11 protein-coding genes and 1 pseudogene are annotated in these 15,613 nt (G+C 65.0%); 8 read left to right on the top strand and 4 right to left on the bottom strand.

Going from position 1 to position 15,613, the window contains the following annotated elements; genetic code table 11:
* Nucleotides 1-9 precede the first annotated feature (9 nt).
* Together ACVMIH_RS10715 and ACVMIH_RS10710 are read right to left on the bottom strand one after the other, a co-directional pair.
* Nucleotides 10-1,089, bottom strand: coding sequence for a phosphotransferase (locus tag ACVMIH_RS10715; RefSeq protein WP_456861634.1), 1,080 nt, complete (start codon nucleotides 1,087-1,089; stop codon nucleotides 10-12).
* A gap of 188 nt (nucleotides 1,090-1,277) precedes the next feature.
* Nucleotides 1,278-2,291 carry a zinc-binding alcohol dehydrogenase family protein gene (locus tag ACVMIH_RS10710; protein WP_028335470.1) on the bottom strand — a complete coding sequence of 338 codons (1,014 nt, stop codon included), beginning with the start codon at nucleotides 2,289-2,291 and terminating at the stop codon, nucleotides 1,278-1,280.
* Nucleotides 2,292-2,490: 199 nt separating this feature from the next.
* On the opposite strand from ACVMIH_RS10710, the pseudogene ACVMIH_RS10705 reads away from it, so the two are divergent.
* Nucleotides 2,491-2,789: pseudogene (locus ACVMIH_RS10705) on the top strand (winged helix-turn-helix transcriptional regulator).
* A gap of 352 nt (nucleotides 2,790-3,141) precedes the next feature.
* On the opposite strand, the gene ACVMIH_RS10700 reads toward ACVMIH_RS10705, so the two are convergent.
* Nucleotides 3,142-4,740, bottom strand: a complete 1,599-nt coding sequence (locus tag ACVMIH_RS10700) for an OprO/OprP family phosphate-selective porin (RefSeq protein ID WP_057015490.1) — start codon at nucleotides 4,738-4,740, stop codon at nucleotides 3,142-3,144.
* A gap of 346 nt (nucleotides 4,741-5,086) precedes the next feature.
* Here ACVMIH_RS10700 and ACVMIH_RS10695 point away from each other — a divergent pair, with 346 nt between their 5' ends.
* Nucleotides 5,087-6,445, top strand: coding sequence for a DegQ family serine endoprotease (locus ACVMIH_RS10695; protein WP_092090135.1), 1,359 nt, complete (start codon nucleotides 5,087-5,089; stop codon nucleotides 6,443-6,445).
* A complete protein-coding gene (locus tag ACVMIH_RS10690) occupies nucleotides 6,442-7,776 on the top strand; it encodes a replication-associated recombination protein A (RefSeq protein ID WP_057015492.1) in 1,335 nt (444 codons plus the stop codon). The genes ACVMIH_RS10695 and ACVMIH_RS10690 overlap by 4 nt, the downstream gene beginning before the upstream one ends.
* Nucleotides 7,777-8,005: 229 nt before the next feature.
* Here ACVMIH_RS10690 and ACVMIH_RS10685 read toward each other — a convergent pair whose 3' ends face one another.
* Nucleotides 8,006-8,923, bottom strand: coding sequence for an alpha/beta hydrolase (locus ACVMIH_RS10685; RefSeq protein ID WP_456861631.1), 918 nt, complete (start codon nucleotides 8,921-8,923; stop codon nucleotides 8,006-8,008).
* A 167-nt stretch (nucleotides 8,924-9,090) separates the two neighbouring features.
* Here ACVMIH_RS10685 and ACVMIH_RS10680 point away from each other — a divergent pair, with 167 nt between their 5' ends.
* From ACVMIH_RS10680 to ACVMIH_RS10660, 5 genes are all read left to right on the top strand, one after another.
* Complete coding sequence (locus ACVMIH_RS10680; RefSeq protein ID WP_456861629.1) at nucleotides 9,091-10,383, top strand: RluA family pseudouridine synthase; 1,293 nt, start codon at nucleotides 9,091-9,093, stop codon at nucleotides 10,381-10,383.
* Nucleotides 10,384-10,491: 108 nt separating this feature from the next.
* Nucleotides 10,492-11,694, top strand: a complete 1,203-nt coding sequence (locus tag ACVMIH_RS10675; RefSeq protein WP_456861627.1) for an amidohydrolase family protein — start codon at nucleotides 10,492-10,494, stop codon at nucleotides 11,692-11,694.
* Between the two features lie 88 nt (nucleotides 11,695-11,782).
* Complete coding sequence (locus tag ACVMIH_RS10670; RefSeq protein ID WP_057015495.1) at nucleotides 11,783-12,085, top strand: hypothetical protein; 303 nt, start codon at nucleotides 11,783-11,785, stop codon at nucleotides 12,083-12,085.
* 783 nt (nucleotides 12,086-12,868) lie between these two features.
* Entirely contained in the window at nucleotides 12,869-13,867 is a 999-nt protein-coding gene (gene glsA / locus ACVMIH_RS10665; protein WP_456861625.1) for a glutaminase A, read from the top strand.
* Nucleotides 13,868-13,934: 67 nt separating this feature from the next.
* On the top strand, nucleotides 13,935-15,587 hold the full coding sequence (locus tag ACVMIH_RS10660) for an MFS transporter (RefSeq protein WP_456861623.1): 1,653 nt from the start codon (nucleotides 13,935-13,937) through the stop codon (nucleotides 15,585-15,587).
* Nucleotides 15,588-15,613: the final 26 nt, after the last annotated feature.

Genomic DNA, 15,613 nt, shown 5'->3' with positions numbered 1-15,613 from the left:
CTTTCGCTGTCAGTCCTTCCAGTATGAAAAGCTGTCGTGGTCCAGGGCTTGCGCGCAGGCGCCGCGGGTCATTTTCAGGAACAGCGCGTCGCCGCGCTCGGAGCGCTGCACGCTGAGCGCGGAGACGACGCCCATCATGATGCCGTGCAGCGTGTAGCGCCGATAATCCCGCCAGCAACGATCCCACTCATAGTCCCGCACGCCGCGCCGGATCAGTTCCGAATGATAGAACCGAACCAGGTCGGCCTCATGAAGACGCCGTTCGATCGGGTCGATGCCGGCCGAGAGGAAATAGGCGACGTCGACGATTCCTGGGCCCACTGTCAGCGTCTGCCAGTCCAGCGTCGCCATCGGATGGGTATTGCCGCGGACGTCGAACAGCATGTTGTCGAGCCGGAAATCCGCATGCTGGAGCGTTCGCGGCGCCGATCGATCGGACTGGTAGCGCAATAGCGCGTCCGGAAGCCGGTCGATCAGATCAAGGAATTCCGGCTCGATCACGCCGCGATATCGCTCCTTGTAGTGACCGATGATGCCGGGCAGCGCCGCGCGAAGGTCTCTGCGCCGGCTTGCGGCCATCACGAAGCATTGCACCGCATCGAGGCTCGGGTCATTCCATCGCGGCGCATGCAACGCCGCGGCCTCGGTCATGGCGATCCGGCTGTCGGCGATCGAGCATCCGGCGAGCTGATCGCCCGGACGTGCGGGCGCGAGGTCCTCCAGGATCAGGGTGAAGTCGTCGGTCGCCGGATCGATTTCGGCAAGAATCGGCCGGGGGGTGTGAATGGCGACGGTGGCGGCCAGCTCGCGATAGAATGCGACCTCGCGGACGTAAAGCGTGTGCGCGGAACCGGAGCGGCGGCTGTCGGGATCTGCGGCCGGGAATTTGCCGACGACGCTCAAGGGAGCGTTCGGCTCGTCACCGTCATAGGTCAGACGAAATCGATAGCTGTCGCCGACGAGGCCATTGCCGACCGGCTTGCAGGCGAGATCGACGACCCTGACCTGGTCGATCACACCGGCTTCGCGCAGCGCCCGCGTCATCCACTCCGGATCGATCCGCGACGGATCGGCCGTGAGCAAACTCATCGGTTTCCTCCCATCCCCGTGGGCGTCACCACCGCTCCGGCTGCGTCCTGCGCGGCCGGATTGAGGACGGGGTGATCGTTGCGCAAATCATACAGGCGCTGGCGGCTTTGGCAAAAGCCACCCGCCGGCCTGTGGGGATATCATGCCCGGGATGTTGCCCGGGCATGAGGAAGCGGACGTGAGGAGCCTTACCAGCCCTCGAGCACGATCTTGCCGCGTGACTTGCCGCTTTCCAGCAGAGCGTGGGCGCGCTTGAGGTTGGCGGCGTTGATGGTACCGAAGGTCTGGTCGAGCGTGGTGCGCAGCACGCCCTTGTCGATCAGGTCGGCGACATCGTTGAGCAGATGATGCTGCGCGATCATGTCGGGTGTCTGGAACGAGGAGCGCGTGAACATCGATTCCCAGTGCACCGAGACCGCCTTGCCCTTGAACGCGGCGACGTTGAATTCCGGCGGATCGTCGATCAGGCCGAACTTGCCCTGCGGCGCGATGAAGTCGGCGATCGACTTGTAGTGCTGGTCGGTGAAGGTGAGGCTGGCGACGAGGCCGACCGGCGGCAGCCTCAAGCTCTCGATCTGCTCCTTCATCGGCTGCGAGTGGTCGATCACCGCATGGGCGCCGAGATCGCGGCACCACTTTTGCGACTCCGGCCGCGTTGCTGTCGCAACCACGGTCAGTCCGGTGAGGCGGCGCGCAAGCTGGATCAGGATCGAGCCGACACCGCCGGCGCCGCCGGTGATCAGAAGCGTGCGCGGATCGAGGCTCTTGCCCGGCACCGCGCCGAGCCGGTCGAACAGCAGCTCCCACGCGGTGATCGAGGTCAGGGGCAGGGCGGCGGCCTGCGCGAATGATAGCGACGCCGGCTTGTTGCCGACGATGCGTTCATCGACCAGATGAAATTCCGAATTGGTGCCCTGGCGCAGGATCGAGCCCGCGTAAAACACCTCGTCGCCGGGCTTGAAGAGCGAGACGTCGGGCCCGACCGCGTCGACCACGCCGGCCGCGTCGAAGCCGAGGATCTTGTATCCGCCGTCGGTCGGCGCCGCGCGCTTGCGCACCTTGTAGTCGACCGGATTGGCCGAGATGGCCTTCACCGCGACGCGGATGTCGCGCCCCTTCGGCTCAGGCTTGGCGATCTCGAAATCGACGAGCGAATCCGCCGCCTCGATCGGCAGCGATTTTTGGTATCCGACGGCCTTCATGCCTGGTCTCCGTGGTGGGCGATTGCCTGCCGATTAACTGTCGCGCTGGCGTCCATTTGGCAAGTACTGTAAAAACAGGGAACTAGTCCCTGTTTGTATACTATTGGGAAAATACTGCATGAAACGGAAGAATTTCGCGCGCCGGCCGGGCTGCGCGGTCGAGGCGGCGCTCGACCTGATCGATGGCAAATGGAAGGGCGTGATCCTGTATCATTTGCAGGCCGGCACCCAGCGCTTCGGCGAGTTGGGCGGCGGATGCCCGGCATCACCCAGCGCATGCTGACCAAGCAGCTGCGCGCGCTCGAGGACGACGGCCTCGTGATCCGCAAGGTCTATGCCGAGGTGCCGCCACGGGTCGAGTACACGCTTTCCGAACTCGGCGAGAGCCTGCGCCCGGTGATCGATATTCTGAAAGCCTGGGGCGAGGGCCATCAGGAGCGGCTGTCCTGCGCGCCGGCGCCGGAGGTCATTGTGAAGAAGTCGAAGCGCGCGGCCTGAAAGCATGTTCGCGCGACGCGCTCCGCTTCACCTCGCCCTGCGTGCGGGGAGAGGCATAGGCCGCCTACGGCGGCCGTTCTCAAGAACGCCTAAGCGGTGCTTCGGCTATGACGCATCGTCAGATGCGTTCCGGGTGAGGGGGAGCCTCAGCAAGCGCAGCTGCTGCCGAATACGCGGAGAGGGCCCCTCACCCCAACCCTCTCCCCGTAAGAACGGGGAGAGGGAGCGCGGCGCCGTCCTGGTCAATATTCGACCGATCTCATTCAGCTAGAAACGCGTGAACCAAACGCTCGATGAAAACGGCCGGAGCGATGCCCCGGCCGTCTATGAGTTGGTCTCAGCTCCGATCAGATCAGAACGCAACCTGCGTGCGCAGCGCGACCGCGTCGAACTTCGAACCGACGTCCGCAGCCGAGGTCGCCGAGGCCTGCTTGGCGATATCGCCGTGCAGATAGTTCAGCATGAAGCGGACGTTGTTGTTGACGTACCAGTTCAGCGCGGCGGTGTAGACGGTCTGCCGTCCACCCGCGATGCCGACCGCCTGCGCGATCTGATCGTTGAGGTCCATCGTGCTGACGCGGCCGGCGATTTCCCAGGCGCCCCAGCCGCCGCCCGCGAGCGAGAACGGATCATGCGGCTTGATCCCGCTATAGGAGGCCGTCGCCGGGTTGTAGGCGTGGTTCTCGCCGGTCAGCACATAGCCGACCTGCGCGTAACCGCCGTCGAACTTCAGGCTCGGCGCGCCGAACGGCGGCAGTCCGGTGTTCGCGGAGCGGTCGACATTGAACCAGTAATATTCGCCCTGCGCGATGAACGGGCCATAGGTCGCCGCCGCCTCGACGCCGTAGACCTGCGCGCCGGAGACATTGGCGATCGCACCGGTCGAGATCAGCGTGGTCGGATCGATGCGCAGCTCGGGCCGGTCGCTGAGCGTGAGCGTCTGCGCCTGCGTGAGCTGGTTGCGCGGCGGCTGCACCAGCCATTCCGCATCGGCGCCAATGTGCACCGAATAATTCTTGCCGCTGATCGGATTGCCGGCGACGCGGATGACCCCGCCATACTGCTCGGACGTGCCGGCCGGCGAGGCGGAGGACGCGGAGTGGATGGCGCCCGACGTCGGTCCGGTGACATAGCCGCCGATCCAGAACTGGTCGTTCCACCAGCGGGTGCCGGCGGCCGAACGGAAGTCACCGGCGGCGATGTTCTGTGCGATGATGCCGACCGAGGCGCGCTCCATGAACAGGATGTCGTTGGAGCTGGTCGCTTCGTCGAGTGTCCACGGCACGTCCATGATGCCGCCTTCGATCGCCATCTTGCCGCCGAACGGCTTGAAGCCGGTGTAGCTCAGATACGCGTTCTCGATGCCCGAGGTGCCGCCGCCGGGCAGCGATCCCGGCGCCGCGCCGCCGAAGCCGTCGGACGAGCCGCCGAAATCGTAGATCAGCGAGTAATTCCAGTCACCGAAGAACTTGCCGACGATGCCGATGCGCGCGCGGCGGACGTTCTCGCCGCTGTCGAGCTTCTGCGGTGAGGTGCCTGCGGTGTTCGGGCGATAGTCGTAGCCGCCGACATCCCAGTGCACGCGGCTCGTGATCGCAACGCAGTTCTGTTCGTCCGCGGTGCAGATCGTCGGCCGGTTGTTCGGCATCGTCACCACGACGCCGGACGGCGCGACCGGGCCCTTCACCGGGATCGCGGCGTTGGCGGTCGCCACCCGCGCGGCCTTGGCATCCGCCGCCTTCGCATTGGCGTTTGCGCTGGCTGCGCTTGCGGTATTGGCGTTGGTCTGCTTCTGCAGTTTGTCGAGCTTCTGCTCGAGCATCTTCAGCTGCTGCTTCAGCAGCGCGATCTCCGCATCGCTGCCGCCTCCGGCCGATTGCGAATAGGCCGGCGAGGCGGCAAGCGCCCCTGCCAGGCCTATGGCGATTGCACTGACTTTTGTTGCACCCATTGTGCACCCCCGTTGTGTTTGAATTCCCCACTCACTCACTGAACGGTCCTAGGAGCGTATCGTGACTGACGCACGACAGTGCTTCCGGGCATCGCAGTTCCGCTTGTGGTCCGCAGGCAACAAGCGGAGCGGCGCAGCGAGATGACAGCCATCATAGAAGCTTGGCGGCGCGCTTCAACGCGGCCGCTGCGGGTTGTGCACCGGTACGGCGGGGGGGCCAGTTATCCGGCCGGGCGCCCTTCAATTGCCCGGCAAACACGCCTATATTCCGGCGTTTCCACGAGAGGTGAGAATGCTCCGACCTGTCCGCTTTGCTGCCGTATCCGCTCTGTGCACGTTGGCCTTCATGGGGAATCTTTCCGCAGCCGCGGCCCAGGACCGCCGCGTGCCGTCCTCGCAGGCCGAGCTGCAATTGTCCTATGCGCCGATCGTGCAGCGGGTGCAGCCGGCGGTGGTCAATGTCTACGCCGCCAAGACCGTGCAGAACCGCAATCCATTTCTGGATGACCCGATTTTTCGCCGGTTCTTCGGCGTGCCGGGACAGCAGCCCGAGCAGATGCAGCGCTCGCTCGGCTCCGGCGTGATGGTCGATGGCTCCGGCCTCGTAGTCACAAACAATCACGTGATCGAGGGCGCCGATCAGGTGAAGGTCTCGCTCGCCGACAAGCGCGAATACGAGGCCGAGATCGTGCTGAAGGACAGCCGTACCGACCTCGCGGTGCTGCGCCTGAAGGACACCAACAAGGAGAAGTTCGCGACCCTCGACTTCGCCAATTCCGACCAGCTGCAGGTCGGTGACGTCGTGCTCGCGATCGGCAATCCGTTCGGCGTCGGCCAGACCGTGACGCACGGCATCATCTCGGCCCTGGCGCGCACTCAAGTCGGGATCACGGATTATCAATTCTTCATTCAGACCGACGCCGCGATCAATCCCGGCAATTCCGGCGGCGCGCTGGTCGACATGACCGGCCGGCTCGCCGGCATCAACACTGCGATCTTCTCGCGCTCCGGCGGCTCGCAGGGCATCGGCTTTGCGATCCCCGCCAACATGGTGCGCGTCGTGGTGGCCTCCGCCAAGAGCGGCGGCAAGAATGTGAAGCGGCCATGGCTCGGCGCGCGGCTGCAGGCGGTGACGCCGGAGATTGCCGAGACGCTCGGGCTGAAGCTGCCGTCTGGCGCGCTGGTCGCTAACGTCGCGCCGAACAGCCCGGCGGCGAAGGCCGGACTGAAGCTCTCCGACCTGATCGTCGGGATCGACGGCACGCCGATCGACGATCCCAACGCGTTCGACTACCGCTTCGCGACCCGTCCGCTCGGCGGCAACGCGGAGATCGAGGTGCAGCGCGCCGGCAAGCCGGTGAAGCTCACCATACCGCTGGAGACCGCGCCCGACACCAACCGCGACGAGATCGTGCTGACCGCGCGCTCGCCGTTCCAGGGCGCGAGGGTCGCCAACATCTCGCCGGCGCTGGCCGACGAACTGCATCTCGACGCCGGTGCCGAGGGCGTGGTGGTGACTGATCTCGCCGGTGACGGCACCGCGGCCAATGTCGGCTTCCAGAAGGGCGACATCATCCTCGCGGTCAACAACGAGAAGATCGTGCGGACCAGCGACCTCGAGAAGGCATCGAAGACGGGGACGCGGGTCTGGCGCATCACGCTGGTGCGCGGCGGCCAGCAGATCAACGTGACGCTCGGCGGATGAGCCCCAAGCAACCGCGAGAGGCCGGCAACCTCTTTGCTGCGGCGGGGATGGAGCAGGACGCGCCGCACCCGCTGCCGGACCGGCTGCGTCCGCGCACGCTGGCCGATGTCGTCGGCCAGGATCACATCCTCGGCCCTGACGGCGCGCTGACGCGGATGCTGGAGACGCGCACGCTGGGCTCGCTGGTGTTCTGGGGACCGCCCGGCACCGGCAAGACCACGGTGGCGCGGCTTCTGGCCGACGCCACCGAGCTGCATTTCGAGCAGATCTCCGCGGTGTTCTCCGGCGTCGCCGATCTCAAGAAGGCGTTCGATGCCGCGCGTGCCCGCCGCGAGACCGGCAAGGGCACGCTGCTGTTCGTCGACGAGGTGCATCGTTTCAATCGCGCGCAGCAGGATTCCTTCCTGCCCGTGATGGAGGACGGCACGGTGGTGCTGGTCGGCGCCACCACGGAGAACCCGTCCTTCGAGCTCAACGCGGCGCTTCTGTCGCGCGCCCGCGTGCTGGTGTTTCACTCGCTCGATACGGCGGCGATCGAGAAACTGTTCGCCAATGCCGAGAAGATCGAGGGCAAGCCGCTGCCGCTCGATGCCGAAGCCCGCGCCGTGCTGGTGCGGATGGCCGATGGCGATGGCCGCGCCTCGCTGACATTGGCCGAAGAGGTCTGGCGCGCCGCCCGCAAGGGCGAGGTGTTCAACGCCGAGCAGTTGCAGGCCATCCTGCAACGCCGGGCGCCGATCTACGACAAATCGGCCGACGGCCATTACAATCTGATCTCGGCGCTGCACAAGTCAGTGCGCGGCTCCGATCCGGATGCGGCGCTGTATTATCTCGCGCGCATGTTCGATGCCGGCGAGGATCCGCTGTTCCTGGCGCGGCGCGTGGTGCGCATGGCGGTCGAAGATATCGGCCTTGCCGATCCGCAGGCGCTGGCGGTGTGCAACGCCGCCAAGGATGCTTACGATTTCCTCGGCTCGCCGGAGGGTGAGCTCGCGATCGCGCAGGCCGTGGTCTATCTCGCCACCGCGCCGAAATCGAACGCGGTCTACACCGCGTTTGGTGCTGCGATGCAGACCGCGAAGCAGGGCGGCTCGCTGCTGCCGCCGAAGCACATTTTGAATTCGCCGACCAAGCTGATGAAGTCGGAGGGCTACGGCTCCGGCTATCAATATGATCACGACATGCCGGACGCATTCTCCGGCCAGGACTATTTCCCGGAAGCGCTGGGCCGCCAGACCTTCTACGATCCGCCCGACCGCGGCTTCGAACGCGAGATCCGCAAGCGGCTGGATTACTGGCAGCGGCTGCGCAAGGACCGGGGCGGGAGCTAGGGCAAGACGAGATTGGGCCGTGGCCGCGAATAGCGTGCGTTCCCACCTGCGGCGCGGGCAGGGAACGCTTGCGTAACTTCGGAATATTAGAAATATATTCCTGATTTGCCCGACGTGTCAAGTTGCTTGGTGCCACGCCGATCGCCGCCGGCTCCTTTGCATGGGGTTGTTTTCGATATTTTGCCAGCGCCCGCTGCGACGGCCCATAACTTGATAGTGCTTGAGCGCATCACTTGACGCTCTTCACGAACTCCAAAATCTCGTCCGTCAGCCGCGTGTCCGGCGTGTTGATCGCATAGACCTCCGACATGTGGCTGTGCTGCGGCAGCATGAAGCTGCGGGCGCAGCCGCTCGGCCGCTTGCAACTGGCCTGCTTCATGAGCTCGAACTGCTCGACGAAGCGCGGCGGATCGAGCTCGGCCGCGGTGATCAGGAACGGGATCGGGCTCGCGACCAGCCCTTGCAGCGAGGAGCGTTCGGCATAGCGCGAGGGGTCGGAGCCGTAATAGGCGAGCTCGGCGTCGCCGGCCGGCGAGGCCGTCAGATCATAGATGCCCGACACCATGATCGCGCCGGCAAGTCCGCCGCCCTTCACCTTGTGGAATTCGCCATGGGAGACATAGCTCTCGACATGGATCGCGCCGGCCGATTGGCCCATCAGGAAGATGCGCCTCGGCTCGCCGCCGCGGGAGGCGATGTTTTCCGCAACCCACTGCACGATCGCACCCATGTCCTCCGGGCCTGCCGGCCACGGAAAGGCCGGCGCGAGGCGATAGGTGGCATTGACGCCGACGAAGCCGTTCTTGACCGCCCACAGCATGATGTTGTCGTAGAACGGGCTGCCGGGCGCGCGCTTGTTGCCCGCGACGAAGCCCCCGCCATGGATGTAGATCAGCACGGGTCGTGCGGGCGCCGCCGTCTCCGGCGTGAACACGTCGAGCAGATGCCGGTCGGCGGGGCCGTATTTGAGGTCGCGCTCGACCTTGACGCCCTGATAGGGCTCCTTCTGTTGCAGCGGCGCGTAGAGTGCAGCGGTCTTGGGCGGGTCGATGACGCGGCCGAGTTCCAGGAGCTTCCAGGCCAGATCTTCCGGCATCGCGGCTTCGGGCATCGGACTTTGCTGGGCGAGCGCAGGGTCAGTGAGCATCAGGGCCGCCGCCAAAGCCGATATCGCCAGTCTCATTCCAGGGCCCCCGTCGATTGTCGTATGCGGCCGAACATGGCCGATGTTGCACCGGATTCACACCGATTTCGCCGTGACGATTCGCGGCATTTGCGCTAGGCACAATGCAGGTCTGGAGCCGAAAAATCACCATGAGCCGCCGCATCAAGAGAACTACATCGCCGGGCGACCGCGCCAAAGGGCGCGACAAGGGCCGCGACCGGGACCGCGCCGGCGATCGCGGCAAGGATCGTGGTAAGGATCGTGGCAAGAGCGGATCGGCGGAGCGCACCCGCAAGCCGGACGATCGCAAGTTCGGTGAGCGCAAGTCTGGAGAGCGTCCGTTCGCGCATCGTGCGGCCGGAAAGCCGCCGCGCTTTGCCGAGTCGCGTCGCGACCGGCAGGAGCGGGCTGAGCCCGCCGCTACGAAGCCCGCGGCCGAGCAGCCGCTGCCGACCAAGGTACAGACCGTCGTCGTCACCGCCGACGAGAACGGCATGCGCGTCGACCGTTTCCTCGAGGCACGCTTTCCCAGCCTGTCGTTCTCCCACATCCAGCGCATCGTCCGGAAGGGCGAACTCAGGGTCAACGGCAAGCGCGCCGATTCCAAGGACCGGCTGGAGGAGGGCCAGAGCGTGCGCATCCCGCCGTTGCGGCTCGACACGCCGAAGACATCAGGCACGCTCTCCGAGGCCGAGGCGAAGACGCTGCAGGCGCTGAAGGACATGACGCTGTACGAGGACGACGACGTGCTGGTGCTGAACAAGCCGGCCGGTCTCGCCGTGCAGGGCGGCTCCGGCATGACGCGCCATGTCGACCAGATGCTCGAGGTGATGCGCGACGCCAAGGGGCAGAAGCCGCGGCTGGTGCATCGGCTCGACCGGGAGACCTCCGGCTGCCTTCTGGTCGCCAAGACGCGTTTCGCTGCCACGCACCTCACCGGCGCATTCCGCCATCGCTCCGCGCGCAAGATCTACTGGGCGCTGGTCGCCGGCGTGCCGAAGCCGAAGCAGGGCCGCATCTCGACCTATCTCGCCAAGGAGGAGAGCGAGGAGGACAGCATCATGCGGATCGCCGAGCATGGTGACGAGGGCGCGAGCCACGCCGTGACCTATTATGCCGTGGTCGAGACCTCGGCGACTAAGCTCGCCTGGGTCTCGCTCAAGCCGGTGACCGGCCGCACCCATCAATTGCGCGCCCACATGGCGCATATCGATCATGCCATCGTCGGCGATCCCAAATATTTCAACAAGGAGAACTGGCAGCTGCCCGGCGGCTTGCAGAACCGGCTGCATCTGCTCGCCCGCCGCATCGTGATTCCGCACCCGCGCGGCGGCGTGATCGATGCCACCGCGCCGCTGCCGCCGCACATGCTGCAATCCTGGAATCTGCTCGGGCTCGAGGCCGACCGGTTCGACCCGATCGAGAACGCGCCCGAGGAGTGACGGTCGGGCGCCGATATCCGGCGCGGACAGCAACAACGATCAAACGGCTCCGCGCTTTGCGGCTATCCTCGCGCGCCGGCCTTTGCCGGCCTGCAACGGAGACTCTCCATGATCGGCACCTGGCTGCGCGTCACGCTTTTCCTGATCGGCTCGGCTGTCGCCGCGGTGACGGCACAGGCCGAGACCATCGTGCTCCGCGGCGGCACGCTCTACGCATCGGCCGACGCGCAAGCGCTGCCGGATGCGGTGATCGTGGTGACCGACGGCGTCATCAGCGCGGTCGGCAAGTCCGGCGACATCCAGGTGCCGCCGGATGCCCGCGTGATCGATTGCAGCGGCAAGACCATCGTCGCCGGCTTCTGGAACAGCCATGTCCATTTCACGCAGAAAGTCTGGCGCAACGCCGGCCGCGGCGCTGACGCAGCACATGCAGGAGATGCTGACGCGCTGGGGTTTACCACGGTCTGGGATCTCGGCTCCGATCCGAGCGACACGTTGCCGCTGCGCAAGCGCATCGTCGCGGGCGAAGTCGCCGGCCCCAACATCCTGCTCGCCGGCAACATCTTCCCGAAGGGCGGGCACCCCGTCTACATCCCGCGTGAAGTGCAGCTTCCTGAAGTCGCAACGCCGGAGGAGGCCACGAAATGGGCACGCGACTGGCTCGGCATGGGTGAGGACGGCATCAAGCTGTTCACCGGGGCGTTCATGGGCGACAAGCCCGTTGTCAACATGGACCCTGCAATCGCCAAAGCGGCTGTCGACGTCGCGCATGCGCAGGGCAGGCCCGTGTTCGCGCATCCGCAGAACAAGGTCGGCGTCGAGACGGTGATCGAGTCCGGCGTCGACGTGCTCGCGCACACCACGCCCGGCGAACCCAGCTACACCGCGGATCAGCTGGCGCGGTTCAAGGCACAGGGGACTGCGCTCGTTCCCACACTGTCGCTGTTCACCACCGTGGTGCTCGATCCGAACGTCACCAACCGTCTGGTGGCCTCGACCGTCAACCAGCTCAAGCAGTTTTCGGAGAATGGCGGCACGGTACTGTTCGGCACCGATGTCGGTTTCACCACGCTGTACGACACCACGCAGGAATTTCAGCTGATGCACCGCGTGTTGTCGGAGCGGCAGGTGCTGGCCTCGCTGACGACCAATCCGGCGCGGTTCTTCAAGGCCGCGAAGAAGGGACGGGTCGAGCAGGGCTTCGACGCCGATCTCGTGGTGCTCGACGGCGATCCGCTCGGTGACGTCGGCAATCTTGCGAAAGTGAGCAGCACGATCCGTGCCGGTCACGTGATCTACCAGAAACCGTGACGAGGGCGGGGAACTCGCATCTCGGGGGCAGCGTTGACGCATGGTGCGTTCACTTGAACCGTTGCTGTCGCGTCACGACATATAGGCTATGAAGCGATCCCTGATTGTTGCCGGCATTCTGCTCTGGGCCATGGGCGCGGCAAGCGCACAAATCCTTGCGCCCGGCCGCTCGACGTGGGATCCGCCGGTCCCTCAGCCTCCGCCTCCGCCGCGGATCGAGGTGCCGGCGATCCCCAGGATGGACGCGCCGACGCAGCCGAGCCTGCGCTCGCGGCCGCGCAGCTCGTTCGGCGACCGCGTCAGCCGGTGCCTCGACGAGGCCGCCGCCGCCGGCCTGAACCAGGCCGAGCGTGCCGCCTATTCGCGATCCTGCGCCAACCACCGGGATTAGGGCAGGGCGTGGTCTGCTAGACAAGCCTTGCTGACGCATGGACGGAATTGTCGTCGCGCCGGCGCGAGTACGAACAGGCAAACGACATCGGCCGGCGGAGCCGCGGCGATCCGGTTCAAGGCTGTCGACCGTGCGAATCTGTCTGGCTATCCAAACGGACCGCTTTGATTTCGTCTCATGATCTTGAGCGTGAGCAGGGCCGCCCCGAGCACAAGAAGCAAGACACCGACGACAGTTGTGCTTGTCGATTCGAATGTCACACCGACTGCTGTCAGCAAGCAGCCGACAACGATAGCAATAAGCCCACCAAGCTTCTTTACCAACAGAAGCTGTCCGTCGCTTGCGCGCGCCACCATGATCAACCTCACTCTGTAAGTGATGCGGTCATTCCACCGTCGCCGCGGGCCGGTGTTGCTTGGACAAGCGGCGGGCTCACATCCGCACACGATGATCGTACTCTCGCGTGCCAATGATGGAAATCGCTCGTTGCTGCCATGATGACTTCTCTTTTGATTCAATTGCGCCGCGGGCGATTGGACAATCTTGCTTACCTAGCCGCGCCGAAACGTCGCATGACAATATCGAATGTGCATCGCGCAACGGCGCTGCGATTCCGCGATACGCAATGCGTTCAGCGCATTTGTCGTAAAGTGTTCTGGACCAACGCAAGCATTGCAAAGGCTGTGGGAGTGGATCGTTGACTCCGTGGTTTTTTGGGCGCCTACTTCTGGTTGCCGACTAGAAGACCTGAAGCAATAAGGTCGAAATCCGGAAGGACAGCCAATGCGGCCGCCTTCGATCGCGGAACAAGCGGAGCGGCCCTACATCTCGACCGGGCACTTGCCCGAACCCGAGATGGTGCAGGAGCTCGTGTCTCAAGCGCATCAGCGCTTCAAGTCGAACAGCGAAGGGACCAATTCGCAGGTTTATCCGGCCCTGGCCAGAGTGCCGAGTGAACTGTTCGGCGTCTGTGTGGCCGGTACCAGCGGGCGTGTCTACGGCGCGGGCGATATCGAATACGAATTCTCGATCATGAGTGTATCGAAGCCATTCGTATTCGCATTGGTGTGCGAGGCCATCGGCCCTGAAGAGGCTCGTGCAAAACTGGGCGCGAACGCGACCGGGCTGCCGTTCAATTCACTGGCGGCGATCGAGCATGGAGCCGGGCGCACCAACCCCATGGTGAACGCAGGCGCGATCGCGACCACAAGCCTTGTGCCGGGCTCGAGCGCTGACGAGCAATGGTGGTTCATCCATGACGGTCTCTCGCGCTTCGCGGGCCGCAAGCTTTCGCTCAACGAGGAAGTCTACGCATCGGCATCCAAGACCAATTTTCGCAATCGAAGCATCGCGCGGTTGCTGGAGAGCTACGACCGGATCTATTGCGACGCCAGGCAGGCGACCGATCTCTACACCCGGCAGTGTTCGCTGAATGTGAGCGCCAGGGATCTCGCCGTGATGGGTGCGACGCTGGCCGACGGCGGGGTGAACCCCGTGACCCGGCAGCGGGTGGTCGATGCGGCCGTGTGCCACTATGCGTTGGCGGTCATGGTCACTGCTGGACTGTACGAGACGTCGGGCGACTGGCTGTACGACATCGGTCTGCCCGGCAAAAGCGGCATTGGTGGAGGCATCGTCGCGGTGTCTCCGGGAAAGGGTGGTTTCGGCACTTTCGGGCCGCCACTGGATGCGGCCGGCAACAGCGTGCGAGGGCAGCTCGCCGCGAAGTTCCTGTCGCAAAGACTGGGCATGGATCTGTTCGTGTCCCAACCGGACGAGTGAAGAGGCACTGAAGATCGGTCGAGCCGTGGCCCGATCGATCGCAACGTCGGGCAGGTTGGAGGACGCGATGGCAACGCAAGCAATCTCGATCGGCGACATTCATCAGGAAGAGCGCGCATCATGGGTGCCCATGGTCGCGATTGCGTTCGGCCAGATGATCATGTCGTTCAACGTCGCGTCGTTGCCGGTTGCGATGGGGGGAATGGTGGCCAGCTTCGGCGTGCCGCCGACCACGGTCGCGACTGGAATCGTGGCGTACTCGATGCTTGTCGCCGGGTTCGTGATGCTTGGCGCCAAGCTTGCCCAAAGGTTCGGGGCGGTGCAGGTATTTCGCGGTGCCGTCGTGCTTTTTCTGATAGCGCAGATTGCGATGACGTTCAGCCCTACGGCCTCCGTCATGATTTCCGCTCAGGCGCTTTGCGGCGCTGCGGGCGCGGTGATCGTGCCCTCGCTCGTCGCGCTGATTGCCGAGAATTATGCCGGACGCCAGCAGGCGACGGCCCTTGGCGCGTTGGGCTCGGCGCGGGCTGCCGCCGGCGTGCTGGCATTCGTCGTCGGCGGGTTGCTCGGCACCTATATCGGCTGGCGCCCCGCGTTTGGAGTTATCATCGTTGCCTCGGCGATCGCTTTCGCTCTGAGTTTCCGCCTGCGGCCGGACCGCGGTCGCGCGGATGTCCAGATCGACCTGATCGGGGTCGCTCTTGCCGCGAGCGCGATCATCTTCATCAGCTTCGGCTTCAATAATCTGAACAGTTGGGGCGTGATCCTGGCGACCCCTAACGCGCCATTCGACTTGCTGGGCGTCTCGCCGGCACCGGTCCTGATCGTGCTTGGCATAGTGCTCGGGCAGGCATTCCTGATGTGGACGCATCGCCAGCAGGCCGCGGGGAGGACGCCTTTGCTGGCGTTGGAGGTGATCGATTCGCCGGAGGAGAGGTGTGCGGTCTACGCGCTGTTCGCGGTCGTGGCGCTCGAGGCCGCGCTGAACTTCACGGTGCCGCTCTACATCCAGATCGTGCAGGGACGTTCGCCAATCGCGACGGCGATCGCGATGATGCCGTTCAATCTGACCGTCTTTCTCTCGGCGATGCTGATCGTCAATCTCTACGACAAGCTGACGCCGCGCCGGATCGGGCGCTTCGGCTTTGGCCTCTGCACTGTCGCGTTGTTGTGGCTCGCGTTCGTCGTGCGCAACGACTGGAGCGAAATTCCCGTTCTGCTTGGCCTCGTGCTGTTCGGCATCGGCCAGGGCTCGGTGGTGACACTGCTGTTCAACGTTCTGGTCACGGCCTCACCCAAGGCGTTGGCGGGGGATGTCGGGTCTTTGCGCGGAACCACGCAGAATCTGGCGGCTGCCGTTGGCACCGCGGTGGCCGGAGCTCTTCTGGTCGGTCTTTTGAGCACGATCGCGCTCGGCAGGATCGCGGCCAGTCCGGTGCTGACCAAGGAGCTTCAGAGCCAGGTTGATCTCGGCAACATCACTTTCGTCAGCAATGACCGGCTGCGCAGCGTACTCGAAGGCACGAGCGGTACGCCACAGCAGGTCGAGGAAGCCGTCCGGGTCAACACCGAAGCGCGCCTGCGCGCTTTGAAGATCGGGTTGCTGATCATGGCCGGCCTCGCACTGCTTGCGGTCATTCCCGCGGGACGGCTGCCGAATTATCGGCCAGGCGAAATACCGGACGACGGAGCGACCGGCGAGCGCGAGCGATCGACCTGATCGGATGTCGGGCGCCTCGGGGCAAG

This window comes from Bradyrhizobium sp. USDA 4503 (assembly GCF_054055815.1).
Note: the sequence above shows the minus strand (reverse complement) of the source record. Positions and strands in the feature narration are given on the sequence as shown.